The organism is Nocardia sp. NPDC020380, from assembly GCF_044386975.1.
In the GTDB taxonomy this organism is placed as follows: Bacteria; Actinomycetota; Actinomycetes; order Mycobacteriales; family Mycobacteriaceae; genus Nocardia.
In genome coordinates this window covers 391,758-416,039 of the sequence record NZ_JBIRVQ010000009.1, presented here as the reverse complement: position 1 = coordinate 416,039, position 24,282 = coordinate 391,758, and the positions used below count along the sequence as shown (strand labels likewise).

The following is a 24,282-nucleotide window of genomic DNA, read 5'->3' as shown; positions in this document are numbered from 1 at the left end:
CACATGCGCACCGAACTCGTCGAAGACGCCCTGGGCGCCGCCGCACTGACCCGCGGCAGCCTCGCTGGCGCGATCTTTCACTCCGATCACGGAAGTCAGTACACCTCAAAGGATTTCGCTGCTCTGTGCACGAAACTTGGTGTTACACAGTCGATGGGCGCGGTGGGCACGAGCGCGGACAATGCCCTTGCCGAATCGTTCAATGCCTCGCTGAAACGGGAAACGTTGCAGGGCGCGTCGCGGTGGGAATCGGCCCGAGCGGCGCGGTTGGCGGTGTTTCGATGGGTCACCCGATACAACACCCGACGAAGGCATTCCTACTGCGACTATCTCAGCCCCGCCGACTACGAATCCGTTCACGCACCCGATAACATGGCTCAAGCCGCGTAATCACAAACCCCGTGTCCAACTTCCGGGGTCAAGGCCCATCCTCGGTCTCACCCAAGGCCTGAGCCACATCCAGGCGCGTACGGCGGTGCGGGACACGACCTGCCAGCCACCTATTGACCGTCTTCACATCAACGCCAACGGTTGCGGCCAACGCGGCGGAGTCGAATCCCGCCCTGAGCATGGCTGACTGCAGGCGCTGAGTCATAGATGCACTTTACGGAACGTATCGAGGACACATGTCGCATTTGAAGTGTCTGCATAAGCGTCCTCGGCACAGTTCAAGCGTCCCAGCGTTCTTCATACCTTCTGAGTAAGAGTTCCAGGAGCCGGAGTTCGGGTTCGGCCCAACCAGCCAATGACGACAAGGGGAGAGCGTGAGCGACGCACCGCGGAGGCCGCCTGACAAGGCAGTTATCTTCATATACCGGCCGCTTGCTGCGACCAAGGCTCGGCTCGATTGGACGAAGTTCTACGCGCACCAGCGTGCCGTGGAGCAGAACCTTCGGGTGGGTGCGGTGGTGGTGGCCGACCGCATCGACGAGGGAGTTCGCGAGCTGTTGAACGTGGTCAGGCGGCTGGATGCAGGAATCGTGATCACTCCGAATCTTGGTCATCTCGGTGGTTCACCCGTGGCCGTGACCAGGTTCGCGGAGTTGCTGACTGTCAAGCCGCCGGGGCGGTTTCGCTGGGCAGCCGGAGAAGCTGCGGCACGAGAGGTTAGATTGACGCTTGCTCTGATGCCTTTCCGGTACTCGGATATCCCGGAAGGTATTGGGGAAGAGGGCAATTCAGGTGACAGCGCCACGACACGGGAGTGCTTACGAAATGACGAACCGTTGGGTTGGGGTGACGATCGACTGCGTTGATGTGGAGCGGGTGGCGGCGTTTTGGAGTGCGCTGTTGGATCGGCCTCGGGGGCCGTCTCAGGATGGGTGGGTTTATCTGGGGGAGCCGGGGGATGTGGAGCCTCGGTTGGTGTTTCAGCCGGTGGGTGAGGCTAAGCGGGGGAAGGTGCGGGTGCATCTTGATGTGGCGGTGGACGACATCGGGGTGGGGATGGGGGAGGTTGTGGGGTTGGGGGGTTCGTTCACGGGGGAGCGGCATGACTATGACGAGGGGGTCGTTGTGGTGATGGCGGATCCGGAGGGGCATGAGTTCTGTTTGGTGCAGTACTACTGACGGGCATCGGCGAATTGTGAAGGATTCACGTTCCATTGATGTACAGTGCTGTTCGTCGGTCGCGTTCGGGCCGGCTCGGCTCTTGGATTCGAGGAATTACTATGGCCCGCAAGACTGTTCGACATGCCGTCGCCTCCCTGTCGGTCGGCATTGCTGCCGTCGCGGCGATGGGGATCGGCGCCGGAACCGCTGGTGCGGCGACCGGCCCGAACGACAATCCGGCCGCGACGACCGTCGCCGGCAGCACGGGCTCGTCGAGTGGATCGGCCAACCCGGCGTGCATCGTGGAGATGCTGCTGTTCGAGGCGCCCGCGCACAGCGCCTGCTGAAACGCGGACGGCCCGGAGGTCGCCATTGACCTCCGGGCCGTCCGGGTACTGCGACTGTCAGGCCAAGTGGGCCGACAACAGCCAGGCGGGCACGGACTTTCGGCCGTTGCCCTCGTCCCGGATATCACTGCCGGCGAAATCCTTGAAGCCCTGGAAGGTTTCGGGGACGTTGGCGTGGATGCGGGCCGGGCGGATCTCGTCGATCGCCCAGTACGGGCTCACCGCGTCACGCAGTTCCTCGGCGGTGACCGGGTGCGCCGGACCTCCGGGGACGCTGGTGCCGTCGAAAACGAGCACGAAATACGACGCGCCGGGAGCCGCCGCGCGGACGATCGACTCCTGGTAGCCCTGCCGCAATTCGACTGGCATGGAATGGAACAGCGTGCTGTCGACGATGGTGCCGAAGCGCCCGTCGTAGCCGGTGAACGAACTGATATCGGCGACCTCGAAGCTCGCGCCGCTCACACCGCGACCGGCGGCTTCCGCGCGGGCGAGCTCGATCGCGGTCGGAGACTGATCCAAGCCCACGGTCGTGAAACCACGCTGGGCCAGGTAGAGCGATGCCGCGGCTTCCCCGCAGCCGGCGTCGAGGACCTCGCCGTGAAACTTACCTGCATCGATGAGTGCGCGGATCTCGGGCTGAGGTTCCCCGATGCTCCACGGTGGCCGCTCCCCGCCACCCATTTCGGGGGCCTGACCACGATAAGCGGATTCGAATAACGCGTTACTTGATGAACTCGTCATGCACCCCATTCTATCTCAACGAGGTTGATATATGTCAATATGGTTGACATGGAAGGCTTAGAGGACAAACCCCTCGGCTACCTCCTGCACCGGGTCGCGGCAGCCCTGCGTGCCGAGGTCGCCACCACCGTGCTGGAACCCCTGCAACTCGCATTCCCCGAATACCTCTGCCTCCGCCTCCTCGCCCAAACCCCCGGCGCCTCCAACGCCCAACTCGCCCGCGAAGCCAGCGTCTCCCCACAAGCAATGAACAAGGTGATCCGCGAGCTACAAGACCGAGGCCTGGTCACCCGCCCCGCCACCGTCCTCTCCGGAAGATCATTGCCTGCCACCCTCACCCGCGAGGCCACCGCCATGCTCGCTGGCCTCGACCCAAAGGTGATCGAAGCCGAACGCCGAGTCCTCGCCCGCCTCACCGAACACGACCGCCGCGAGTTCCGCCGCCTACTCGTCGCAATCGGCTAGCGCGGAGAGTCCTTCCGCGACAACAATTCCTGCGTGTCGAACCGGTGTGCCTGCCAGATGAGGCGCGAGCGTTCTTCTGGGTAGGGCCGCACGATCGGGTCCGTGGCATAGACTCGGGTCGCCCGTCTGGCCGGCTCGTGCGTGGACCAGCCAGGGTCGCCCTTGGCAGCGAAGTTCAGCCAGTCGGTACGCATTTGGCGGGCCACACGGGGCGCCTCGTCCATAGCGCTCGGTATGGCGGTCGGCTGCTTGCGGATCTCGTCGTCGGTCAGGGTCCCGAACACCAGTAGCACGTCGAGGCTGTGTGAGGCGCCTTGAGCCAGATTGAAAGCCCACGAGAGTTCGTACATCCACGCCCGCCCACCGCCTGCATGCTGGGCCTCGGCGAGATGCAGGCTGGGTATTCGAAAGAGCCAGTCCGAGTTGACGAGTTCGTACAGTTCGTCGCGACCGGCTTCGGGAAAGGCCCCGCGATACGAGAGACCGGCATCGGACGCAGGCGCGAGAAGATCGAGCGCGGAGGACAATTGCTCATCCGTCACGTGACTGCCGGGCCTGGGCATGAACAGCCGGTATTCATCGCGGGTATGCCCCACCAGTAGATCGACTCCGCGCGCAGCTCCATCAGCAAGCGCCTGCCAGGGCGCGTAGGGGAGCGTGTCGCCATCGACCACGGGTGAGAACGGTGTCGGAGTCAGCGCCATCGGACCCCACGGGTCGACGAAATCCGGCATCGTCCGGATGACTTCGCCCATCGCCCTGATCAGCGTGCGGGGCGGAATCGGCGACAAGTCGTCAACGGTGGCTTGTAACCCCAACTCCGCAGCGATCGTTCCCGAGATCGCCGCGCCGAGCTCCGGCGAGAAGAAAGTCCCAGGAACACTCTGCGTAATCGCACGCCGAAACAGCCCGGCCGCCATCGGCATACAGAGCAACGCCGCAATCGAACCCGCGCCGGCGGACTGCCCGAATACCGTGACATTGCCCGGATCCCCGCCGAACGCAGCGATATTCTCCTGCACCCACCGCAACGCGGCGACCTGGTCGAGGATCCCGCGATTGTCCGGCGCCCCAGCAATACACGCGAAACCCTCCACCCCGACCCGGTAGTTCATGCTGACCACCACAACACCGTTCGCGGCAAGCGTCGCACCTTCGGTATGCGGATTCCCCGAGGTCCCCTCCAGGTATGCACCGCCATGAATCCACACCATCACCGGCACCCGGGCCGCCCCGAGATCAGGCGACCAGACATTGAGAGTCAGCCAATCACCATCCTCCGACGACATCACGCAGTCCCCTTGCGGCACCGACGGACTGAACTCCAATGCATCGCGGACACCATCCCACGGCAGCACCGGAACAGGGGCCCGAAACCGCCGTGGCCCGATCGGCGGCTGAGCGTAGGGAATGCCGCGGAGCACCGCGACGGTCTTCTCCCATCGACCACATACAAGACCGGCAGCAGTTGAGATTTCGGGGGAGAGAGACATCATGGTTCCAGCTTCTGATTGAGCACCGGCAGATAGGCGTTGAGGACTCGTGCTTGTTGCTCGGGTGGCCAGTTGAGTTCTTCGGCTGCTGATTCGCGGATGTAGGTTGCTGGCCTGTGTGGCAATGTCGGAGGAGCGCTTCTGAGTTCGCGACAGTCTGCTGATTTGCCTGGCGTACGCCTCCGGGACGATGTCGGGGGCCGGCTATCGCTCGGGAGCCACGTCAATGCCGAAGCGGGCGGCCATGTACGCCAGCAGAGCGCGTCGAGCAACTGCGTCAGAAATTCATGTCATACGGCGTCCCGATTCACCGACACGCAGTGATTACAAAGGGAATCGGCCGCGCCGACCAGTCTCGTGAGCGCGACCGTCGGCTTCTCTCGCAACGGCACCGAGATGAACCCGACGGTGTCCGGTTAGGTGCGCACGCACCGCAACCGGTGGGTGCCCGATCGAGATCACGCTGGATGGGCCAGCCTGGCGATGGCACGCTGCACGTCACTGAGGCGTACGACGGCGCTGGTGTCGGCGTCGGCGACGTAGGCCTCGAGGATCTCTCGCATCAGGGTGGTGTGCGGGATATCGCGCTCGGTCGCCATCGCGCGCAGTCGCTCGTCGAGGCTGAGGGGCAGGCGCAGCGATCGGGAGACCATCGGTTCGCTGGTGTCGGGGACCGGCAGTTGGCGGTCATCGCCGTTCTCAATGAGGTCGGTGAGGTTCTGCTCGATGTTCATACCCATCACTTCCGTCCCGTGTAGCGATCGAACACGGCTTTCTCGTCCGGGAACATCTCGCGAGCCGCGATGACATCCCAGTCGTTGTTTTCATAGGCCGATTCCAAGACGAAAACTACCAGGTAGCGGCCGGTGTGGGTGAGACCGAACATCGCAGATGCCCGCGCGTCGATCTGGCGAACTAGGCGTCGCTTGGAGTGCAGAGCCTCCCAGACCTCTCCGGGTTTCACGCCGTAGATCCGGATGTTGTCCAAACCTTCGCTGGTGAAGCTGTAACGGTCGCCCACTCGATCAGCGTATCACGCACGTGGTACGTCGACCGTGTTGTTGTGAACTGTCTGGCTTGGGAAGCGAAATCTGTGTCACTTCGCATTTGAACTGTCGGTGGTGCGACTGATTGAGCTGGGATTCGACATGCCGTGGAGCATGGGTCGTGGTCCTCTGTTCTCATTTGAATTGGCGGATTCCGGGTGGTCTTGCCCGCCGCCGCCTCTTGGCGGTGTGGGTCTTGGTGTTGCTGTAGTCATCTCGGTGCTGGCGATGATGTTGTTCGACCCATTCTCGCAGTGGATCGTTGTAGGCGCTGAAGGCGTAGGCCGCGGTGCGGCGAAATCCGAGCCGTTCGACCATGTGGGCGTAGAAGTTTTTCTGCTGGTAGTAGTGCTCGGCGGTGGCGATCCGGTGACGCCAGATCGGATCGCAGATCGTTTCGGCGATGGTCACGGTTTCCGGCATCATGATCACTGATGGTGGGACGGGAATCTGTGCCGTGGAAGCGAAAGCGGCGGATCGGGCGTTCCAGCGTCGGATCAGAGGTGTGTGCCAGAACGAGTCCGTGATGTGGGACCATGCCGTCGTGATCGCCTGCGCGGCCGCGAACTGAATGTCCATCCAGTGCTGATTCTCTTCGCCGCGAAATAGCCTGTCGCGGCGGCGATATGCGGTGAGGATGTCCGGAGAGCCCGAGAGGTCGATCTGAACTCGTTCGATTCGAGTGCCCAGCCATCGTCGGTGTCGTCGACAGATGATCGACGAATGCGCGATATAGACCTGGATTCGAGGATTGCCTGGGATTCGAGCGCAGCAGGAAGTGCAGTGGTCGCGGGTGCGCGAGCCGATTATGTGGGTTGCTGTTCGTGGTGAAGGGCTTTCGCGGGTGTCAGCGAGGCCGGGCAACAGCAGACTGCGGCGGAGTCGGTCCAACGGCATCCCTGCGAAGCAGGAAAGTCGTTGCTGGGCAGCCTGATTGAGCATGATCTCGTCGTGTTCTCGCAGCATGAACTGGTGCAGGCCATTGGAGGGTTCGCCAAGGGCGTGCAGCAATGTGGTGGGGACGACGAGCTCGTTGGCGCGGGCGAGCCGGAACAGATAAGACAGGGTGGTCTCGCCGCGGACCGGCCGGACTTGGAAGGGCAGTGGTATCGCTGGTCGTTGCCAGAGGGCGAGTGTCATTGCCGTGTCTTCCGGCGGGGTTCGTATTGGTTGCCTGCGGCGATGTCGAGGATGACCGATTCCAGGTGCGCCCTGGTGACTTTTTCGGAGCCGTCGCTGATGGCGTCGTTGGCGGCTTCATAAATGAGTTGGTCCAGACTGCCGATCATGCCGCCGGTGCGGGCATGCAGGTAGGAGGCCGATTCCAGAAGAGTGCCGACCTTGTGGCGGTGCAGCCGCAGTGACTGCTCCATGGTCGCGATCAGCTTCTTCCAGTCGTTCTTGGCCGCGATGGTGTTGTAGGAGAACGCCGCGGTGCTGACCGGGATGAACCTGCCGGCGATCTGTCGGCCGCGAACTCCGGAGAACAGGTTGGTTTCCTCGAGGTCGAGCCCGGAATAGACAAAGGTCGCCGAGACCGTGTCGAAGAAGTATTTCAGCTGATCGGAAGCCCCTTTGCCGCGTTTGGTCGATAGATCCAGTCGGTGGATCTCGTCGACGAGGACCAATCCTGTTCCGGCTCGGCGCATCACGGCAGCGACGGCGTGTGCCAACGATTGTGGTCCGTCGCAGCGACCGACCGGCAGACCCAGGAACACCGCCATCTCCCCGGCGAGGGATTTCGGGTCGGCGTCGGGCGGGATCAGGATATAGACGACCGGGATGCGGTCGGGGATGCCTGGGTTGCGGCGTTCGAAGTCGAGTTGGAATCGCTTGCCCAGCTGGGTGATCGAGGTGGATTTTCCGGTGCCGCTGGCTCCGGAGATCAGCAGGCCGCGGCGGCCGAGTTGTTTGCCGCGGTTGTTGACGATCAGTTTCTGGCCGGTATGAATGATCTTGCGGATATCGGGTGTGGCGACCAGCAGCAGCGAGGAGTGATAGTCCTGGCGGGCTTCGTTGTAGAGATCCCGCTCGAGATCGTCGATGCGTTCGAGGTCGTTGTCCGAGAGTAGTTGGGGTGGTTCGGGATTGGCTTGGCCGACGAATGACGACCATCCTTCCTTGGTCGCCAGCGGGTGCCGCGCGTCCAGCTGTGGGGAACTCACCAGCGTCCTTCCCGCTCATCGAAGGGATCGAGTAGGCCGAAGGGAACAATCTCGACGCCGTCGGCCTCGATCACCGTCACCTGGTCGCCGTCATCGGCGGCCGCCGGTGGGAGCGCCGGGCGCTCGGGGATCGTGGTGGGCCAGCGCCCGACCTCGGAGATCAGTTCGGCGGGAAGGTGATTGGTCATCGCGCGTGTGGAGACGGTGCGGGCCAGCGGGCGGCTGGTGTCGGGTCCGGCTGCGGCGCGGCGCAGCAGCGCGGCCAGGATGACCGCGACGGCCATTTCGTTGGCGTCGTCGACGCCGCGCTGTGCGGCGAGTTTGCGGGCCGCGCGCCAGGTGAAGTCGGCGAAGGGCTGCCGGACGATGCCGTGGTGGGTCCAGGGAACGGTGAACCAGCCGTGACCGCGGTGGTTGCGAACCCAGACCCGCGAGACGTCGTAGGGGTCGTAGTGCACTTCCCAGCGTCCGTTCTTGGACGCGATCCCGGAGCTTTGACCAGCGCAGATCCGAAGTTCGTTGCTGTTGTAGGTGCGGTAGTCGATCTGAACACCCGCGTCGCTGATCGTCCGCCAGTGCGCGGGCAGTAGTTCGATGTAGTCCTCGCCGGAGAGGGTGACCGGGACATAACCGGCGGCGGCGATCAACGCCGCGTAGGCGTCGTTGGGTGAGGCGTTCTGGTTGGGGGTGAACGGATGCCGCAGGCCATCGTGAGGACGGGTCTGCCATCCGGCCAGGACCCATTCGTCGAACAACTCTTGCAGGTCCGCCAACGGCCAGACGGCGCGGTCTTCGACGTCGGCGCCGCGCCGGGTGACATCGCGGCCGGTGTAACCGGAAACGTGCTGACAGAACAGGGTATTGATCGATTCGAAGGTGCGCTCGACGATCGCCTTGTCGGTCGCGGTCAACTCGTGCGCGGGCTGAACCGAGATGCCCAGGGTGTCCGCCGCGCGGGAGAACACCTCGGAAATGAAGACCTTGCCGTGGTCGACGACCACGGTGTCAGGAACAATCACCGGTTTGGCCGCGGCCAGCGCCATCCGTGCGTCCAGTGCCACCAGGCGCTGATAGGGGATCCGCGATGCCGACATCGCCAACGCTTGATCCCAGCCCGGTCGCATCGGTTCGGGAACCATCATGCGCGCCAGGATCAGTGCCGCATCAACGGATTTCGCGCCGACCGGCCGAAGAACCCCAGCGCAGATGGTGCGAGTGGCAACGTCGACCGCCAGCACCAGCTCCGCGCGGCCGACCACCCCGTCGTCCATCACCGCCATCACATCCAGCGGTGTCGTGTCCAGGTGCACCAACTCTCCGGGCCGCGCCGCGGTGGTCGGGATGTAGACCCGGTCGGGTTTGTTCGCCGTCTGACGGCGGGTGACCGCCGATCCGAACGTGTGCCGGCCTGCCGCCAGCACCTCCAGCAGGCGATAGCATGTCGCTTTCGACGGCAACCGGACCACTCCGGGGCCGTGCTCGTCGTCGAGTCGCCGCCGAACCTGTTCGATCACACGTGATTTGGTGCCGGTAGAAGTGTGGGTTTGCGCGGCGATCACCGCTGTCGCCGCGGCGACCACCCGCGGATCGACCTGCCCGGTCGGTTCCAGCAGCCGGACGTATCGTGAATCGACGAGACCCCATAATCCCTGATCACGGTATCGGCGCCGCATGCGCTGAACGGTCCGAGCGCTCACCTTCAACTCGGCCGCTTTGGTCTTCTCGCGGTCGGTGACGACCACCGTCGCCGGATCATATTGCGGTCGAGGCATCGCGCCCTCGGCCGCGTCGGGCGGGAGCCCGGTCTCGACCTCCATCACGTGACGTTCCCAATCCCTGGCCTCTGCAAGCGCCTTCTTCGGCAAAGACTCGAGCAGTCCCCGCGGTTCGATCCTGGGCAGCGGAGCCGAGCCCACCAGCTCGAAATCCTCTGCTGCCAGCAGAAAAGGCAGAGCGACCACACTCGCCTCACCGCCGTCGGACAGCAACCGGATCTTCGTGCCCGAGATCGCGACCACCGCATGCGCGAACCCGCCGAAGACCACCCGGTCACCGACGGTGAGCACGCCCGGCCGCTCCAGCATCACCGTCCCGCCTCGCTGTGCGCCGATCCCTGCGCCATGTCCGACAGATCCGACAACTTCGGTGAGACACCCACGACGCTGCGATGCGACAACACCACCGACAGATCCACCACCAACCACTGCCGCCAGAGCAGGTGATAGAGGACCGGCAACGTGCGCAGTGGATCGCCCACCATCTCAGCCCCGTCCATCAACGGCCCCGGCCGCGTGAACGTTTCCAGCAGCTCGCGCGCGAGCTGCCCATTGAAACAGCGGGGATGGCGATAGCCACCCAACCAGCGATGATTCGCGGCCAGCACCGGATCCAACCGATCCCACACGGCATAACTCCAGCCCACCGCCGCGCAAGCATGCGCCATCGCTGTGAACGCCGTTCGATCTCGGTCCCCGATCAGCTCCGACGGCCGCGAATCCAGGACCAGCCATCGCGAACCCGCCTTGCGCACCAGGAAATCCGGTGCATGCCGCCGCTGCTTGTTCCCGTCCTGCCGCCAGACCAGCCAGAACGGCTGCGACACGACATCGACCACCTCCGGATCGAAGTCCAACGCCACCAAATGATCTCGCTCGACCCACGACTCGAACCCGACACGTCGGCCCGTTGTCGCCGACCAATACCAACCAGGAAAATTCCGCTGACCGCGACGCGACCGAAACGACCGCACCGGACCATCGATCTCACCCACCACCGCGGGCAAACCCAGCCACCGAACTCGCCGCTCCAGCCCGGACTTCGACACGAACGCGGCCTCGAACTCATCGACGTCCATGCCCAAGCCCGGACCCCATCGGCCCGCAGGCGTGCTCAGCACCGATCCATCGTCGCGACTTCGAAAGATCAAAGGGCTGTTTCCGACAGATCAGATGAGAACACGCCACGCGTACGACAGGTCACGTGAGACTCCGACAGCTCAGGTGAGAACTGACAATCTGGTACGGGCGTACATGCGAGCCCAGTTTTTCGGTAGTTCCGTTGCTAATTCGTTTCGTATGCGCCAACCAAACGTAAACGTAATTATCGGGAGGTGGAACTGGGGAAGTGGGTTAGCCTGACACCCGATAAGGTTCACTTATCGGATGTTAGATGGGTTGGGTTTGTGAAGGGGCGGTGGGGGATTCGTTTCGTGTTGATCCGTTGGGAATGACGTAACCAACGCTACGATTCTCCGGTGTCTAGCACCTGCAACTACCCCGGCTGCACTAAACCCATTACTCGTGGCGGTGGCCCTGGGCGGCCCTCGGAATACTGCGATCATCCGGATCACACGCGGTGGAGGGCGTGGCGGGAGCGGCAGCGGCGGTTGGAAGGGGAGGGGGAAGGTGCGGTTGCGAACGTCACTGTGACGCAACAGGGTCCGGTGACGGTGGCTCGACTTCGCGCGGATGAGCTGCTGATTCAGTTTCGGGGGCTGGCTGATCAGCTGAATGGGACTATTGCGGCTGCCGTGGCTGAATTGTCTACGCTTGCTGATCCTTCGGTGGCGGAGGCTCAGGTGCAGGCTGTGCAGGCGGATGCTGCTCGGCGGATCGCTGAGGCGGAGATGGCGACCGTCGCGGCCGAGCAGCGGCGGCGGGAGGCGGAAGAGGCCAGGGAGGCTGCGGAATCCGCTGCCGAGGATGCGGCTGCGGCGGCGGAAGAGGCGGAAGGGAAGATCGCGGAGGCGTTGTCGGCTCGGGATGATGCGATGCGGGAAGTCGAGAGCATCAGCAAGCAGGCTGCCGACGATGTCTTCGCTGCGCGCACTGAGGCTGAGGCTGAAATACGCACCATCCGGCGGGAAGCCGCTGAGGAGGTGGAGCGGGCGCGCGAGCAGGCGACCGAGGAAATCGAGTTGGCCCGCTCCAAGACCGCGACGGAGGTGGAGCAGGTACGTCGCGACTCCACCCAGCGGATCACTGCCGCCGCGGCCGAACGCGACCTGGCCGTGCAGCGGGCCGCGGATGCCGAACGCGCTATCGACCGCGCCGAACAAGCTGTCGCCGAACGCAATCAGGTCCTCACCGAAATCCGTGACGAGCTGCAGCGCGTGCGTACTGAACTCGACCGCACCCGTACCGAAGTCACCGATATCCGCCGGCAGACCGCTGCCGACGTGGCGGCCGTACGCACCGAAGCCGCTGCCGCGCTGGAGAAATCGAACCAGGAATCCGCAGCCCGCCTCGCCGCCCTCGAAGACGCACGCGCCCAGAGCCTGACCCGCGCCGAACGCGCGGAACGCCAACTCGACGCCTTGCTCGCCGAACGCGCCGGAGCAGCCGCAGATCCGAGGAAGGTCGGCTAGCGTCCGGCAGTGGTGCTCGGGCTCACGGGTGGAGAAATGTCTCCACCCGCGGGTGCGGGAAGATCCACCCGGGATACACCACCAGGCCCATGACCTGGGGTTTCTCGGCTCGTAGTGTCTATTTCGACAGCGAAACATCGCACTCGGAAGGCCACCACGATGAGCACTCTGACCTCCACCCCCGACACCATCACCACCGACTCGGCTCAGCGCAAGACTGCGGTGCGGGCCATGGTCACCACCCTGGGTCTGGACCTGGGACTGCCGATGGGCGCTTACTTCGCGGCCGATCTGGCGGGTGCGAACACCTTTACCGCGCTGTTGGCGGGTACTGCGGTGTCCGGTGCTCGGCTGGTGTGGGTTGCGGTTCGGCAGCGTCGGGTGGATGCGTTCGCGATGTTCCTGATGATCCTGTTCGCGGCGGGGCTGGTTTTGTCCTTCGTTTCCGGTGATCCGCGGTTCATGGTGGCGAAGGACAGTGCCACCTCTGCGGTCGCCGGGCTGACTCTGCTGGTCAGCTGCATGATCGGGCGTCCGCTGGCCTACTACGCGGCGAAGCGGTTCGCCGGCGACCAGGGCCGCGATCAGTTCGAGGCCACCGCCGGTAGTGATGTCATGCGGCGCCGGTGGTTCACCGTCTCGCTGGTGTGGGGTGCGGCGCTGTTCTCCGACTCGCTGCTGCGGATCGCGGCGGTGTACCTGCTGCCCCTGCACACCGCGGCGAACCTGTCGCAGATCCTGATGATCGTGGTCTACGGCGGACTGTTCACCTGGACGATCCGCAGCCACAAGCGGAATGCCGCCGCCTGAGCGAATCGGCCGCCGACTTCCCCCGTCCCGCATTCTGCGGGCGGGGGATTTGTGTGTCTGACCAGCCAAATCAACGTCAGCGAACTTTTAGCTACCCTGGAATACATGCGTACTCGAACTGCCAGAGGCCAGTGGAAGATTGCTGCACTACCGGTCGGTGCTCTGATGACCGGGCTCCTGATCGCCACCGCTCAGCCCGCGGCCGCCGACCTGCCCGACACCCCACCCGAGATCGCGCTGCCCTATCCGGCGCAAACCTGCACGAAAGACATGGAAGGCCAGCGTTTTTCGGCCGAAGGTCATCCGTACACCTGCGAAGAGATCGACAGCGAGGTCGGGCCGGTCATGACCTGGCGGCACGAGTTCGACCCGCAGGACCCGCGCGACATCGCCTGGCAGCAGTGGTACCGCGATCACGGCTACGCCACCACCCGGAAGGTCGACGCACAACCCCTGTAGTTCGCCATCATCCGCGACAGGCCGATTTCACCCGTGGCGGACCTGCTGGCAACAATGCGTTTCGCAAAGGATGATCGGATTGTGCTGAAGTATGTCCCGCGAATGGTGTTCTTTCTGGTGGTCCCGGCCCTGCTGTTCGCGGTGCCCTGGTGGGTGCTGATCTACTGCGCGACCTCCGGGCCGCTGTTCTGGGTAGGAACGGCGCTGGCGGTGCTCGGCTATGTAGCACTACCCGCAGCGATGATTCGAGGGCACGGGCCCGCGCAGTCGGATGCCGCGTCACTCACCGCGGACACGCTGCTGGGTGTGATGTGGGTGGCGTTCACCTGGTCGGTCATCGGGGCGTTCGCGCGGGCGGTGTTGATCGTGGCGGGGGTGGACGATCCGCTGCGCTCCCGGGTCGTGGCGCTCGGGGTACTCGTAGTCTCGGCAGCCCTCGTGGTCTGGGGTATCTACGAGGCGCGCCGCCTCCCGCGTGTACGCACGGTCGAGGTCGAAATCCCGGGTCTGGGTGCAGGACTGGACGGTCTGCGCATGGTGGTGGTCACCGATACCCACTTCGCGGCGACGGATCGGCTGCGCTGGTCGGAGCGAGTGGTCGAGACCGTGAACGCGCTCGAACCCGATATCGCTTGCCATGCGGGCGATCTCGCGGACGGCTCGGTAGCCAAGCGGCGCGCGCAAGTCGATCCGCTCGGCAAGGTGCGGGCCCCACTGGGCCGGTACTACATCACGGGTAACCACGAGTACTTCGGCGACGCCCTCGGCTGGATCGAGACCATGTCGGAACTGGGCTGGCGGCCGCTGCACAACGAGCACGAGGTGGTGAGCCGCGGCGGTGACCAGCTGGTACTCGCGGGCATCGACGACCCCACCGGTGTCGGCCTCGAAGGCCATGGCCCGAACCTGACGGCGGCCCTGGAAGGCGCAGACCGCCAGCTGCCGGTGGTCCTGCTCGCACACCAGCCCAAACAGGTCACCGCGGCCGTGGAGGCCGGTGTGGCGCTACAGATTTCAGGCCACACGCACGGCGGGCAGATCTGGCCGTTCCACTACCTGGTGCGAGTGGACCAGCCGGTGGTCGCCGGCCTGAGCCGCCACGGTGAGCACACGCAGCTCTATACCAGCCGCGGCACGGGATTCTGGGGACCGCAGCTGCGAGTCTTCGCCCCGAGCGAGATCACCGTCCTGATCCTGCGGGCCGCCGCCTAACCGGTCTGCACCCGGTCAACGAGAACGCCCCATCGAATCAGCCGATTCGATGGGGCGTCGCGATCGGATTCACCTGTCGCGCACGATAATTCCGGCCGCCTGCGCAAAGGCAGGCGCCAGATCCATCAGCTGCCCGGTGCTGATGGTGGCGCCGCGCAGCGCGTCCAGTCCGTTCGCGATATCGAGGGCCAGTGCCCCGCGCAGGTCGACGTTCTCCAGCTTGGCCCGATGCAGCGCGAGGCGCAGCAGCGTCGTCCCGGGAAAGGTGACCTTGCGCAGGGTTGCCTCGCCGAAGTCGACGTCGCGCAGCACGCAGTCGGCGAACTCCACCTGCTGTAAACTGCTGTTCCGAAAATTGACCGATTCGAACTTGCACCCCTCGAATCGGACACGTCGAACCCCCGCGCCCACCCACTCGACCCCCGAGAAGGCGGAATCGATGAGTTCCGCATCCTGCCAACCGGTCTGACCGAGATTGGTGCCGACCCAGCGCACGCCGCGCAGCCAGACGTCGCCGAACCGGGTGTGGCGGAAGTTTCCGTGCATCACCGTCACCTCTGTCAGGGCGGATTCGGTGAATCGTGCGCCGCGACAGTCCGGTTCGGTGAGTTCTGCGTCCGTCAGGTGTACCGTGTCGTAGTCCTGGTCGGACTCCAGTTCGGTAGCGAAACGTTCGAGGTGACGGGCGTAGGGGAGATCGGCCAGGCTACGGGGCATGACGTCCACCCTAACGACTTCGGAATGGCCGCTTTGCACTGTCGGATTGCTGGCCGTGAACCGGTATCGTCAAGGGGAAAGACTGCGCCGGTCGGAGCTCGATCTGGAATGATCTTCGATCGAAGGTTCTGCCCGGACGGCGGACTACCCGTGCGATCCTCGACCGCTTGGTGCACGGAACGGTAAGGGGTGTGAGAGTTGAACATCAACGCCATGCGAGCACGGCAATCCCGGCCGAGTGTGGCGCGCGTTTATAGCTACGTCCTCGGTGGGCGTGACAATTACGGCGTCGACAAGGATCTCGGCGATTACTTCATGGGTGACCTGCCCGGATCGGAGTTACTCGCGATCACGAACAGGCAGGCCATCCTGCGAGCGGCACGCATTCTGGCCGCCGGCGGGGTGCGTCAAGTGATCGACATGGGTTGCGGCCTACCCGCGGACGTCAACGTCCACGAGGTGGTGCGGCGCGAGCAACCGGACGCTCGAGTCGTGTACGTGGATAACGATCCGTTCGTCGTAGCCCATGGCCGGGCGCTGCTGGCCATCGACGAGGGGATCACGGTGCTCGAGGCTGATGCCCGGGACCCGTCGAAGATCGCCGAGCATCCGGATGTGCAGCGGCTGATCAACTTCGACGAACCGGTCGGACTCATCTTCGGCGTGGTGCTCAGCTTCGTGAGCGACGACGAGGACCCGGCCGGGGTCGTGAAGTACTGGACCGAACAGCTCGCGCCCGAAAGCCAGGTCTACATATCGCATTTCCGCCCCGGCAAGTCTCGCGAGGCGGCAGCCACCGAACGCAAGATCCTCGAAGCGTTCGGCGGCCACTTCCGCAACGACCAGCAGATCCTGGCCTGCTTCGACGGCCTGGAAATGCTCGACGAGGGACTCAGCCCGTGCGCCCACTGGCGACCGGACCCGGAGACCGAACAGGCGGAAACCCCCGAGGCCGAGCTCAGCGCATGGGCAGAGCTGATCGTCGCGGGGCTGGCACGTAAGGCCTGACCGACGGAAAAGGCGCGAACGACCTTGTATCACAAGGGAGTTCGCGCCTTTCTCGTATCACAGCCCGGCCGAGTGAACCGCTCAGCGGGTCGCGCGCCACATGGGCCACAGTGGCGGACCACCGTTGGTCGCGTCGATCTCGCCCGTGACCTCGAAGCCGAAACGCTCGTAGTAGGGCAGATTCTCGGGCTTGCTCGACTCCAGGTAGCACGGGAGGTGCTCGGCATCGCAGCGATCCAGGCGCGAATCCAGCAGGGCCCGGCCGTAACCGCGCCCCCGCGCGCTGGGCGGGGTACCGATGACCGCGAGATACCAGTGCGGTTCGGTCGGGTGCGTGGCGGCCATGACCTCGGTCAGCGCCGCCGCGGCCGGGAGCCGGCGCCGGAAGGCCCGGACCAGTCCCGGTAGCTGCGGCAGGCTCTGGGCGTGGGAGACATGCCATTTACCCGGTGGCGCCCAAATGGTCGCGCCCACCATGGCTCCCGCATCGTCGAGCGCCACCTCCACGCCGCCCTCCGCCAGGTAGTAATGGCGCACGAGAGTGGAGAACAGGATGGCCGCGCGCCGTGCGCGCACCGCGGGATCGGGTATCAGCCAGGAGATGATCGGATCATCGGCGAAGGCGAGACCGAGTACTCGCCCCAGTTCAGGCACATCCGGCGTGATCGCCGGGCGAACGGTGACCTCCATGGGTTCACGGTACCGCTCCGGCGGGGTCGCTCTGGCCGGAAGTGAACCGGACGGTCGCGGTGTGATCGTGCGTCGGCACGACCGTCGCCGCATGTCGCGCCAGGTGCAGGCGATGCAGGGTCCTGAAGGTGGCGTCACGATCGATATCGGTGAGACCGCCCGGGAACCCGGACTTCTGGCGGATGTCGTCGACCTGGTGGTGATCCCAGGCGGCATCGCCGGCCAGCAGCACCCAGCCGTGCTCGGTGTGGGCCAGGACCCCGATGCTGCCCGGTGTGTGGCCGGCCAGATCGACCAGGACGACACTGCCGTCGCCGAAGAGGTCCCGGCTGCGCGTGAAGGTGAGCACGGGCGGGCCGTCCAGCTCGTACTGTTCGAGCGGGCGGTCGCGCAGGGAATCGCGGACACCGCCGACCGGCGCCACGGTGCCGTCCGAGATCCAGCGGTGCTCGTCGCTGTGCAGGTGTACGGGCAATCCGGGGAGGTCCAGCAGCCCGCATACGTGATCCCAGTGCGCATGCGTCGGCAGTGCGAAATCCAGTGCGGGCAAATGCGGTTCACGCGCGAGGGCGGTGACGGTCGCAAGGGTCTCGGCGGGCGGGCGCACGATATTGCGCAGCACGCCCGGCAGCTGCGCGAGGGCGCGCTGCTCGACATCCAGGCACACGCTCGGATCGACGATGAAGGTCGCTTCGGGATGCTCGATGACGAAGGAGGTCAGCGAGGTCTGCAGGCGTCGCGGCGCGAAACGACCCTCGACCACCATGGGCGTCGGCACCGGCCGCGCCACCTGCGTCAGCGTCGTGAGCTTGACCGTGCGCCGGGCCGCCGGCAGGCCCGCATCGGTGATCGACCGCAGGAAACGCTGGTCGGCCCGGCGGGGCCGCACCATGCCGCGCACCAGACCGGTTACGGCGGAACAGCATTCGAGAAAACTGGGACTGCGAACTGGTTCTGACATATCGGAACGTTAATACTTAAGGTCGACATGAAGTCAAGGAGGCAACCGTGACCACCGCGCAGGACCTGCGCATCGGCGACGCAGCCGCCGTGCTCGGCATCGAAGCGCACGTGCTCCGGCATTGGGAATCGGTCGGCCTGCTACTGCCGCCCCGCACACCATCCGGTCATCGGGTCTACGACAGCAATACGCTCGACTACGCGCGCCTCATCCGGACGCTGCAGCGGAGTGGGCTGTCCCTGGAGCAGATTCGCGAACTCGGCATGAGCCCGTGTGATACCCGGACCTTGCTGATCGAGGCCAAGCGCCGCGAGATCCACGCTCAGATGGCATTGCTGGAAGCCACCGACGGCTTCCTCGCCCACCTCACCGCGTGTAGCCATCCGGTGGTTGCAGACTGCCCCGAATGCTCCGAGTTCACGAGGCGGAACGACCCGCCCCCTCTCGACGGTCTGCGCCGGCACTGAGACCGGAGCCGGCGCTGAGAGTTTGCGCCAGCAGCGTGAGTGCGGCCTGCGAGGCCGCATCGCCGGTGGCGGTGACGATGACCATCGACTGCCCGGGCGAATGGACCGGATTCAGTGTCTGCTGGTGAACGGTCAGCGTGCCGACAATGGGATGGCGCAGCTGGTATTGCGCGGTGCCGCAGGGGCGTACGCGATGGTCGGCCCAGAGTTTCGCGAATTCCGGACTGCGCATGCTGAGTTCGCCGATGAGCGCGGCGAGGGCGGCGTCATCGGGGTGCTGACCGGCGATCATGCGCAGGTTCTCCACCACCGCACGGGCCTTGGCCGGCCAGTTCACGTATAGCTCGCGAGTGTGCGGATCGAGGAAGACGTGCCTGGCCATGCTGGGTCGCTCGCCCGGCCGCTCGGGCGCCTCCGCATCGACGTGGCCGAGCAACAGGGCATGTCCCATCCGATTCCAGGCCAGCGCATCGGTGCGGCGGCCGGTCACGATCGCGGGGACGTCGCCGAGCGCGGTCAGCAGTTCGGTCATCTCGGGGGTGATGCGCTCGGCGGGCGGGCGTCGTGGGCCGCCGCGTCGCCGCTTGGCCTGGGCCAGGTCGCGTAGGTGATCGTGCTCGGCCTCGTCCAGGCGCAGGGCGCGCGCGATCGCGTCGATCACCTCGGGTGAGGCATTGGGGGACTGGCCTTGTTCGAGCCGGATGTAGTACGAGGGGCTGACCCCGGCCAGCATGGCGAGCTCCTCACGGCGCAGGCCCGGGACCCGCCGGCGGTCGCCGTAGGTCGGCAATCCCACGTCCTGTGGCCGCAATTGAGCACGGCGGACCTGCAGAAATTCGGCGAGCTGACCGGACGCATCCATGACATCGAGTATGAGCCGCCGCGATCATCCCTGCCTGTGCACGCCAGTGGTAGGACAAGCCGGGTCTGGCATGGGATGCAACCTTGCATCGAATGTGGTTGTCGGAGCGCCGATCCCGGCGCCGAACCCGTTCAGGAGGAATCCCATGACCGTGACAGCGACCGCCGATACGCGGCAGATCCAGCTCGGCGCCGTGACGATCACCCGGGTCGAGGAGTACTTCGGGACTGTCGACATGACGCCGGAGGAGTTCTTTCCCGACAGCGAACCGCAGGTCTGGAACGACAACCTCGACCTGCTCGCACCCGACTTCTTCGACACCACGACCCGGACCGTGCAGAGCGCCCTGCAGACCTGGGTGATCCGCAGCGGGGGCAAGACGATCCTCGTCGATACCGGGGCCGGAAACGCCAAGGAGCGGCCCTATTTCCAGGTTTGGGCGCATATGAACACCGGCTTTCTCGCGAACCTGGCGCAGGCCGGGATCCAGCCGGAGGACGTCGACATCGTGATCAACACGCATCTGCACGCCGATCACGTCGGCTGGAACACCGTGCTCGAGGGGCGCGAATGGGTGCCGACGTTCCCCCGGGCCCGATACCTCATGCCCGCTCGGGACTTCGAGTTCTGGGACCCGGCGAACGGCCACACCGTGGCTGTGGGGCGCGGTAACCAGAATGTGTTCGAGGACAGCGTCGCTCCCGTGTCTCGCGCGGGACTGGTCGAGCTGTGGGACGAGAGCCTCGACATCGACGGCTCGGTACGACTGGAACTCGCGGCGGGGCACACGCCCGGGTCCTCCATCGTGAGTGTCGAATCGGGCGGCAGCTCGGCCCTGTTCGTCGGCGACATGCTGCACACCCCGGTGCAGATCCTGCAGCCGGAGGTGAACTGCAGGTTCTGCGAGGACCCGCAGCAGGCGCGCGCCACCCGGCGGAAGACGCTGGCACGCGCTGCGGACAGCGGGGCACTGGTGATCCCGGCACATCTGGGCGGCCACGGCGGGGGGCAGGTCCGGGCCGATGGTGAGGGCTTCGCCATCACCGACTGGGCGCCGTTCGGGCGGCTGTGAACCGGACCGGCTACAGGAGGCGAAACCATATGATTCATACCGTGATCGAGACCGGTAGCGGGCCGGTCCGGGGGCGATCGGAACAGCATACGGCGGCGTTTCTCGGCATCCCGTATGCCGCGGCGCCACAAGGGGCGGCGCGGTTCGGGCCGCCGCAACCCCACGCCCCGTGGAGCAGCGTCCTGGATGCGACCGACTATGGCCCTACCGCGCCGCAACCTCGCCGGGATGCCTTCGGAAGTCTCGATATGTCACCGTATTTCGGTCCGGGGTGGGTGCGCGGCGATGACTATCTGACCGTCAATATCTGGGCGCCGGCGGCGGCAGGGCGGCCAGCCATGGTCTTCGTGCATGGCGGCGGGTTCGTGTCGGGATCGAATCGGTCTGCGCTCTACGATGGTTCGGCGTTCGCTCGTGACGGAGTCGTGCTGGTGGCGGTGAACTATCGCCTCGGCATCCCCGGGTTCCTGCATCTGCCCGATGCGCCGGACAATCGCGGACTCCTCGATGTGCTGGCCGCGCTGCGCTGGGTCCGGGACAATATCGCCGCGTTCGGCGGTGACCCGGACAATGTCACGCTGTTCGGGCAGTCGGCGGGCGCGACATTGGTGGGCGCGGTGCTGGCGGATCCGCAATCCGAGGGGCTGCTGCGGCGAGCCATCGTGCAGAGCGGCAATGGTACAGGCGCTTTCACGCGGAACCAGGCCGGGATCGTCACGGCGGCGCTGGGGGAGAGCTTGGGACTCACACCCAGCGCTGCGGCCCTCGCGGAGACATCCGATGACGCGCTGGTGGAAGCCATGCCTGCTCTTGCCGGGCTCGAACTCGCCGTGAACGGTGATGTCGATCCGCTTGCGGGGTTGAGTGCGTTCAGCGTGGTGTTGGACCAGCAGCCGGCAACCGCGGTCGCGGCCGGGCGTGCCCGCGGGATCGATCTGCTGCTGGGCAGCAATGCCGACGAAGGAAACCTCTACCTCGCTCCCGTCGGAAAGCTCTCCGGCACAACCGAAGAAGATATCCGCGCGCTCGCAGCCCAGGTACACCCGCATCCGGAGGCTCTGGTGGCGGCCTATCGAGCCGCGTACGACCGGTATTCGCTCGGGCAACTGCGGGCCACGATTCTCGGCGATGCGCTGTTCGGCGCAGGGACGCGGCGGCTCGCGGATGCACATACCGGCTCCACCCACGCCTACCGGTTCACTTGGCAGTCACAGACGCTCGACGGACAGCTCGGCGCAGCGCACACCATGGAGGTGCCGTTCGTCTTCGATACCACCGACGTTCCCGCATTGCACGGTCCGCAAGCGGTGCTCGGCACCGAGCCGCCCCCTGCGGATCTCGCTTCGCGTATGCACGCGACCTGGATCCGTTTCGCCACCACCGGCGATCCGGGCTGGCCCGAATACACCGCCACCGACCCTGTCACGATGCTGATCGGCGACTCCTGGAAAGCGGTCAGTGACGGTCCACTGGCGTGGCCGGATCCACGAGACGACCATCGACGACCAGTCCACCCGACTGTTTGATGATGTTCGTGAACGGCACGATCTCCATGGAGACGATGCCGTCGAGCGCGGCGACGCTGCCGGAGGTGAACTCGTACATATGGCGCAGGTCGCGGCAGACCACCGATGCCACCAGGTTGTCGCGACCCGACATCGCCGCCACGAACGCCACCTCCGGCAGCTGAGCCAAGGCTGCGCCGACCTCCCGCAGACGTGCGGGGGTGACGGTGAAATGCATTTGAGCCCAACAGGTTATGCCGAAATCGTGGTAGGCAAGATCCACATCGATGACGAGCGTGCGCGACTGCAGGAGCGTAGCCAGCCGTCGCGCGGCCCGCCCTTCACTGATCCCGGCGGCCTCGGCCAATTTCACGGTACTGGCGCGACCATCGACCGCCAGCACATCGAACAACGCGGAGTCGAACGGTTCAGGCGGCACGGGACTCGCATCGGTGCTGGGCGTTTCGCCGCCGCCGAGCCGTACCGACTCCTCAGGTGTCAACAGTCCATCGAGCTCGGACCAGCCACGAGCGCTGAGTCCCAAGAAGATATGCAGCACGACACTGGCTTCGATATCGAGCACCCTCGCGGCCGTCGGCAGACTACGGGTCAGCAGGAGATCACGGCTCTCCGCCGACAGCGATCGCATCGAGAACGAAACCTCCGATCCGGCAGCCGTAACCCCCACCCACGCGATGTCATGCCGAGCCGCGAGCGCTCTAGCGAGGGACTCCGACGCATCAGGTCGGCACCGCACGCGCACCTGCCAGAACTGGTACCCCACGGCCATCGGGTTCACCATGCCGAAAACCCGCAGGATCCCCGCCCGCCTCAGCCGCCGATAGTTCCGCGCCACCGTCCGCTCATGCAGCCCGAGCACATCACCCAGCACCGAAAAGCTTGCGCGCGGCGCCAATTGCAGGGCGCGGACGAGTCGCAGATCCTCGACCTCCATCGACGCCTCCTGTCCGAATTCGCTATATGCACAGCATCTTCTGACAGAAAACCACACCGCGGTCCACTCCAGCGCATCCGGCGCTCCACCGCCCGCCTACAACGGTCACATGAACCTGATCCCCACCAAGAAGTCGGGCCTCTTCGTATTGATCGTGCTGACCGTCCAACCGGAGAACCAGCAGAAGGTCATCGACACCATCCACGCAGCCGGTGACCCGAACCTGATTCCAGGCCTGCTATCTCTCGACCTCCTGCGCAGCCTCGACGGCACCCAGGTCATCAATCACATGCACTGGACCGACAAGACCGCGTTCGACCAGGCCCGCGCCGATATCCCAGCCATCCAATCCCTTCGGACCGAAGTCCTGGGCCTCATCGAGCACGCCACCTCGAACCTCTACGAAGTAGCCCCTCACTCCTGACAGGACCAGTCGATGCAAACCCGTCCGAGTGAACCGAAAATCGACCGCAACCTCACCCTGCACCTGCGCGGCGATTGGGGAGCCGCCAACCTCCACCGCATCTGCGGATGGATAAGCCAAGAACTGATCGACCGCGCCGGCCCGGCCACCCGAATCGCAATCTGGAACGGCCGCGGCGGCACCGATGCGATCCACGCAGTCGGCCGCGGCGAAGTCGACATCGCCCTGACCACCCCCGCGGCTTTCGCCGCCGCCGCCCTCGACGGCCGAGGCGTCTACACCGACACCCCCTACCCGCAGCTCCGCGCACTCGGCACCATCCCACACCGCGACCGACTCGTCCTAGCGGTCAACAAATCGCTCGGCATCACCACATTCGCCGAATTACGCGCCGGCGCACCACAATTACGCCTGGCCACCGGCCCGAACGACGGAATCAACAACACCGGCCTGGCTGCCCACACGGTCCTCGACCGCGCCGGCATAGACGTGACAGCCTGGGGCGGCGAATTCCTCCCCGACGAGCGCCCTTTCGGCTCCTTCGCCCACATCCTGTCCGGTCGAGCGAACGCAATCTTCCAGGAAGCCATCATGTTCCCCGCCTGGCAGCAATTCGCCCCCAACTACAACTTCCTCCCCATCGAAGACCCCATCCTGACCGCCCTCGAATCCGCCTACAGCTGGCCCCCAGCCACCATCCCCGCCGCCTACTTCCCCGGCGCCGCCCCGATCCGAACCCTCGATTTCGCCGACTTCCTCCTACTAACCACCACCGCCCTACCCGACGACCTCGCCTACGCAGTCGCCTGGACCCTAGGCGAAACCCGCCACCACTTCGAAGCCCAATATCACCACCTCCCACCAGAACTCAGCCCCATCACCTACCCCCTCGACCCACCCACCATGGGCCACACCCCAATCCCCCTCCACCCCGCCGCCGCCCACTACTACGAAGCCCTCTGA

Annotated in this window: 28 protein-coding genes; 15 read left to right on the top strand and 13 right to left on the bottom strand. The window is 65.2% G+C overall.

What is annotated here, in order from left to right:
• The 4 genes from ACH438_RS26975 to ACH438_RS26960 form a co-directional block, all read left to right on the top strand.
• On the top strand, positions 1-390 hold a 390-nt coding region (locus ACH438_RS26975; protein WP_397009961.1), incomplete at its 5' end, for a transposase.
• 374 nt (positions 391-764) lie between these two features.
• Positions 765-1,256 (top strand): hypothetical protein, encoded by a 492-nt coding sequence (locus ACH438_RS26970; RefSeq protein ID WP_397009960.1) that lies wholly within the window; start codon positions 765-767, stop codon positions 1,254-1,256.
• On the top strand, positions 1,216-1,569 hold the full coding sequence (locus ACH438_RS26965) for a VOC family protein (RefSeq protein ID WP_397009958.1): 354 nt from the start codon (positions 1,216-1,218) through the stop codon (positions 1,567-1,569). The genes ACH438_RS26970 and ACH438_RS26965 overlap by 41 nt, the downstream gene beginning before the upstream one ends.
• 101 nt (positions 1,570-1,670) lie before the next feature.
• Entirely contained in the window at positions 1,671-1,898 is a 228-nt protein-coding gene (locus tag ACH438_RS26960; protein WP_397009956.1) for a hypothetical protein, read from the top strand.
• A gap of 57 nt (positions 1,899-1,955) precedes the next feature.
• Here ACH438_RS26960 and ACH438_RS26955 read toward each other — a convergent pair whose 3' ends face one another.
• Positions 1,956-2,642 (bottom strand): class I SAM-dependent methyltransferase, encoded by a 687-nt coding sequence (locus ACH438_RS26955; protein WP_397009954.1) that lies wholly within the window; start codon positions 2,640-2,642, stop codon positions 1,956-1,958.
• A 48-nt stretch (positions 2,643-2,690) separates the two neighbouring features.
• Here ACH438_RS26955 and ACH438_RS26950 point away from each other — a divergent pair, with 48 nt between their 5' ends.
• A complete protein-coding gene (locus ACH438_RS26950; RefSeq protein ID WP_397009952.1) occupies positions 2,691-3,107 on the top strand; it encodes a MarR family winged helix-turn-helix transcriptional regulator in 417 nt (138 codons plus the stop codon).
• Here the strand turns inward: ACH438_RS26950 and ACH438_RS26945 are convergent.
• The 7 genes from ACH438_RS26945 to ACH438_RS26915 all read right to left on the bottom strand — a co-directional run bounded on the left by ACH438_RS26945 (position 3,104) and on the right by ACH438_RS26915 (position 10,707).
• Complete coding sequence (locus ACH438_RS26945) at positions 3,104-4,603, bottom strand: carboxylesterase/lipase family protein (RefSeq protein WP_397009950.1); 1,500 nt, start codon at positions 4,601-4,603, stop codon at positions 3,104-3,106. The genes ACH438_RS26950 and ACH438_RS26945 overlap by 4 nt on opposite strands.
• 455 nt (positions 4,604-5,058) lie before the next feature.
• Complete coding sequence (locus ACH438_RS26940) at positions 5,059-5,334, bottom strand: hypothetical protein (RefSeq protein WP_397009948.1); 276 nt, start codon at positions 5,332-5,334, stop codon at positions 5,059-5,061.
• A 5-nt stretch (positions 5,335-5,339) separates the two neighbouring features.
• The gene (locus ACH438_RS26935) at positions 5,340-5,621 is read right to left on the bottom strand and encodes a hypothetical protein (RefSeq protein ID WP_397009946.1); all 282 of its coding nucleotides are present in this window, start codon (positions 5,619-5,621) and stop codon (positions 5,340-5,342) included.
• Positions 5,622-5,781: 160 nt separating this feature from the next.
• Positions 5,782-6,786 carry a TniQ family protein gene (locus ACH438_RS26930; protein ID WP_397009944.1) on the bottom strand — a complete coding sequence of 335 codons (1,005 nt, stop codon included), beginning with the start codon at positions 6,784-6,786 and terminating at the stop codon, positions 5,782-5,784.
• Entirely contained in the window at positions 6,783-7,811 is a 1,029-nt protein-coding gene (locus ACH438_RS26925) for an ATP-binding protein (RefSeq protein WP_397009942.1), read from the bottom strand. Before ACH438_RS26925 ends, ACH438_RS26930 begins: the two co-directional genes overlap by 4 nt.
• Positions 7,808-9,895 carry a Mu transposase C-terminal domain-containing protein gene (locus ACH438_RS26920; protein WP_397009940.1) on the bottom strand — a complete coding sequence of 696 codons (2,088 nt, stop codon included), beginning with the start codon at positions 9,893-9,895 and terminating at the stop codon, positions 7,808-7,810. Before ACH438_RS26920 ends, ACH438_RS26925 begins: the two co-directional genes overlap by 4 nt.
• Positions 9,895-10,707, bottom strand: coding sequence for a TnsA-like heteromeric transposase endonuclease subunit (locus ACH438_RS26915; RefSeq protein WP_397009938.1), 813 nt, complete (start codon positions 10,705-10,707; stop codon positions 9,895-9,897). The genes ACH438_RS26920 and ACH438_RS26915 overlap by 1 nt, the downstream gene beginning before the upstream one ends.
• Before the next feature lie 528 nt (positions 10,708-11,235).
• Here ACH438_RS26915 and ACH438_RS26910 point away from each other — a divergent pair.
• From ACH438_RS26910 to ACH438_RS26895, 4 genes are all read left to right on the top strand, one after another.
• Positions 11,236-12,177, top strand: coding sequence for a hypothetical protein (locus ACH438_RS26910; RefSeq protein WP_397009936.1), 942 nt, complete (start codon positions 11,236-11,238; stop codon positions 12,175-12,177).
• Positions 12,178-12,336: 159 nt separating this feature from the next.
• A complete protein-coding gene (locus ACH438_RS26905) occupies positions 12,337-12,987 on the top strand; it encodes a VC0807 family protein (RefSeq protein ID WP_397009934.1) in 651 nt (216 codons plus the stop codon).
• Between the two features lie 165 nt (positions 12,988-13,152).
• Positions 13,153-13,446: a hypothetical protein gene (locus ACH438_RS26900; RefSeq protein WP_397009932.1), complete on the top strand. Its 294-nt coding sequence runs from the start codon at positions 13,153-13,155 to the stop codon at positions 13,444-13,446.
• 84 nt (positions 13,447-13,530) lie between these two features.
• The gene (locus ACH438_RS26895; RefSeq protein ID WP_397010002.1) at positions 13,531-14,658 is read left to right on the top strand and encodes a metallophosphoesterase; all 1,128 of its coding nucleotides are present in this window, start codon (positions 13,531-13,533) and stop codon (positions 14,656-14,658) included.
• Between the two features lie 69 nt (positions 14,659-14,727).
• Here ACH438_RS26895 and ACH438_RS26890 read toward each other — a convergent pair whose 3' ends face one another.
• A complete protein-coding gene (locus ACH438_RS26890) occupies positions 14,728-15,414 on the bottom strand; it encodes a pentapeptide repeat-containing protein (protein ID WP_397009930.1) in 687 nt (228 codons plus the stop codon).
• A 174-nt stretch (positions 15,415-15,588) separates the two neighbouring features.
• Between ACH438_RS26890 and ACH438_RS26885 the strand changes: the two genes are divergently transcribed.
• Positions 15,589-16,383 carry an SAM-dependent methyltransferase gene (locus tag ACH438_RS26885; protein ID WP_397009928.1) on the top strand — a complete coding sequence of 265 codons (795 nt, stop codon included), beginning with the start codon at positions 15,589-15,591 and terminating at the stop codon, positions 16,381-16,383.
• A gap of 81 nt (positions 16,384-16,464) precedes the next feature.
• Here ACH438_RS26885 and ACH438_RS26880 read toward each other — a convergent pair whose 3' ends face one another.
• A complete protein-coding gene (locus ACH438_RS26880; RefSeq protein ID WP_397009926.1) occupies positions 16,465-17,073 on the bottom strand; it encodes a GNAT family N-acetyltransferase in 609 nt (202 codons plus the stop codon).
• A 4-nt stretch (positions 17,074-17,077) separates the two neighbouring features.
• The gene (locus tag ACH438_RS26875; protein ID WP_397009924.1) at positions 17,078-18,034 is read right to left on the bottom strand and encodes an MBL fold metallo-hydrolase; all 957 of its coding nucleotides are present in this window, start codon (positions 18,032-18,034) and stop codon (positions 17,078-17,080) included.
• Positions 18,035-18,081: 47 nt separating this feature from the next.
• Here ACH438_RS26875 and ACH438_RS26870 point away from each other — a divergent pair, with 47 nt between their 5' ends.
• Positions 18,082-18,501, top strand: a complete 420-nt coding sequence (locus tag ACH438_RS26870) for a MerR family transcriptional regulator (RefSeq protein WP_397009921.1) — start codon at positions 18,082-18,084, stop codon at positions 18,499-18,501.
• On the opposite strand, the gene ACH438_RS26865 is transcribed toward ACH438_RS26870, so the two are convergent.
• The gene (locus ACH438_RS26865) at positions 18,452-19,363 is read right to left on the bottom strand and encodes a helix-turn-helix domain-containing protein (RefSeq protein WP_397009919.1); all 912 of its coding nucleotides are present in this window, start codon (positions 19,361-19,363) and stop codon (positions 18,452-18,454) included. The genes ACH438_RS26870 and ACH438_RS26865 overlap by 50 nt on opposite strands.
• Positions 19,364-19,508: 145 nt before the next feature.
• On the opposite strand from ACH438_RS26865, the gene ACH438_RS26860 reads away from it, so the two are divergent.
• Both ACH438_RS26860 and ACH438_RS26855 read left to right on the top strand, forming a co-directional pair.
• Complete coding sequence (locus ACH438_RS26860) at positions 19,509-20,435, top strand: MBL fold metallo-hydrolase (protein ID WP_397009917.1); 927 nt, start codon at positions 19,509-19,511, stop codon at positions 20,433-20,435.
• A gap of 41 nt (positions 20,436-20,476) precedes the next feature.
• Positions 20,477-21,961: a carboxylesterase/lipase family protein gene (locus ACH438_RS26855; protein ID WP_397009915.1), complete on the top strand. Its 1,485-nt coding sequence runs from the start codon at positions 20,477-20,479 to the stop codon at positions 21,959-21,961.
• On the opposite strand, the gene ACH438_RS26850 is transcribed toward ACH438_RS26855, so the two are convergent.
• A complete protein-coding gene (locus ACH438_RS26850) occupies positions 21,891-22,895 on the bottom strand; it encodes an Lrp/AsnC family transcriptional regulator (RefSeq protein WP_397009913.1) in 1,005 nt (334 codons plus the stop codon). The genes ACH438_RS26855 and ACH438_RS26850 overlap by 71 nt on opposite strands.
• Positions 22,896-23,004: 109 nt before the next feature.
• Between ACH438_RS26850 and ACH438_RS26845 the strand changes: the two genes are divergently transcribed.
• On the top strand, positions 23,005-23,319 hold the full coding sequence (locus tag ACH438_RS26845; protein WP_397009911.1) for an antibiotic biosynthesis monooxygenase: 315 nt from the start codon (positions 23,005-23,007) through the stop codon (positions 23,317-23,319).
• Positions 23,320-23,331: 12 nt separating this feature from the next.
• On the top strand, positions 23,332-24,282 hold the full coding sequence (locus ACH438_RS26840; RefSeq protein ID WP_397009909.1) for a TAXI family TRAP transporter solute-binding subunit: 951 nt from the start codon (positions 23,332-23,334) through the stop codon (positions 24,280-24,282).

Bases quoted from the DNA above. Each gene is read 5' to 3' on its own strand.
- ACH438_RS26965 (WP_397009958.1), top strand. From the start codon at position 1,216: ATGACGAACCGTTGGGTTGGGGTGACGATCGACTGCGTTGATGTGGAG.
- ACH438_RS26960 (WP_397009956.1), top strand. From the start codon at position 1,671: ATGGCCCGCAAGACTGTTCGACATGCCGTCGCCTCCCTGTCGGTCGGC.
- ACH438_RS26955 (WP_397009954.1), bottom strand. From the start codon at position 2,642: ATGACGAGTTCATCAAGTAACGCGTTATTCGAATCCGCTTATCGTGGT.
- ACH438_RS26950 (WP_397009952.1), top strand. From the start codon at position 2,691: ATGGAAGGCTTAGAGGACAAACCCCTCGGCTACCTCCTGCACCGGGTC.
- ACH438_RS26945 (WP_397009950.1), bottom strand. From the start codon at position 4,603: ATGATGTCTCTCTCCCCCGAAATCTCAACTGCTGCCGGTCTTGTATGT.
- ACH438_RS26940 (WP_397009948.1), bottom strand. From the start codon at position 5,334: ATGAACATCGAGCAGAACCTCACCGACCTCATTGAGAACGGCGATGAC.
- ACH438_RS26930 (WP_397009944.1), bottom strand. From the start codon at position 6,786: ATGACACTCGCCCTCTGGCAACGACCAGCGATACCACTGCCCTTCCAA.
- ACH438_RS26920 (WP_397009940.1), bottom strand. From the start codon at position 9,895: ATGCTGGAGCGGCCGGGCGTGCTCACCGTCGGTGACCGGGTGGTCTTC.
- ACH438_RS26905 (WP_397009934.1), top strand. From the start codon at position 12,337: ATGAGCACTCTGACCTCCACCCCCGACACCATCACCACCGACTCGGCT.
- ACH438_RS26900 (WP_397009932.1), top strand. From the start codon at position 13,153: ATGACCGGGCTCCTGATCGCCACCGCTCAGCCCGCGGCCGCCGACCTG.
- ACH438_RS26885 (WP_397009928.1), top strand. From the start codon at position 15,589: ATGCGAGCACGGCAATCCCGGCCGAGTGTGGCGCGCGTTTATAGCTAC.
- ACH438_RS26880 (WP_397009926.1), bottom strand. From the start codon at position 17,073: ATGGAGGTCACCGTTCGCCCGGCGATCACGCCGGATGTGCCTGAACTG.
- ACH438_RS26875 (WP_397009924.1), bottom strand. From the start codon at position 18,034: ATGTCAGAACCAGTTCGCAGTCCCAGTTTTCTCGAATGCTGTTCCGCC.
- ACH438_RS26865 (WP_397009919.1), bottom strand. From the start codon at position 19,363: ATGGATGCGTCCGGTCAGCTCGCCGAATTTCTGCAGGTCCGCCGTGCT.
- ACH438_RS26860 (WP_397009917.1), top strand. From the start codon at position 19,509: ATGACCGTGACAGCGACCGCCGATACGCGGCAGATCCAGCTCGGCGCC.
- ACH438_RS26850 (WP_397009913.1), bottom strand. From the start codon at position 22,895: ATGGAGGTCGAGGATCTGCGACTCGTCCGCGCCCTGCAATTGGCGCCG.
- ACH438_RS26845 (WP_397009911.1), top strand. From the start codon at position 23,005: ATGAACCTGATCCCCACCAAGAAGTCGGGCCTCTTCGTATTGATCGTG.
- ACH438_RS26840 (WP_397009909.1), top strand. From the start codon at position 23,332: ATGCAAACCCGTCCGAGTGAACCGAAAATCGACCGCAACCTCACCCTG.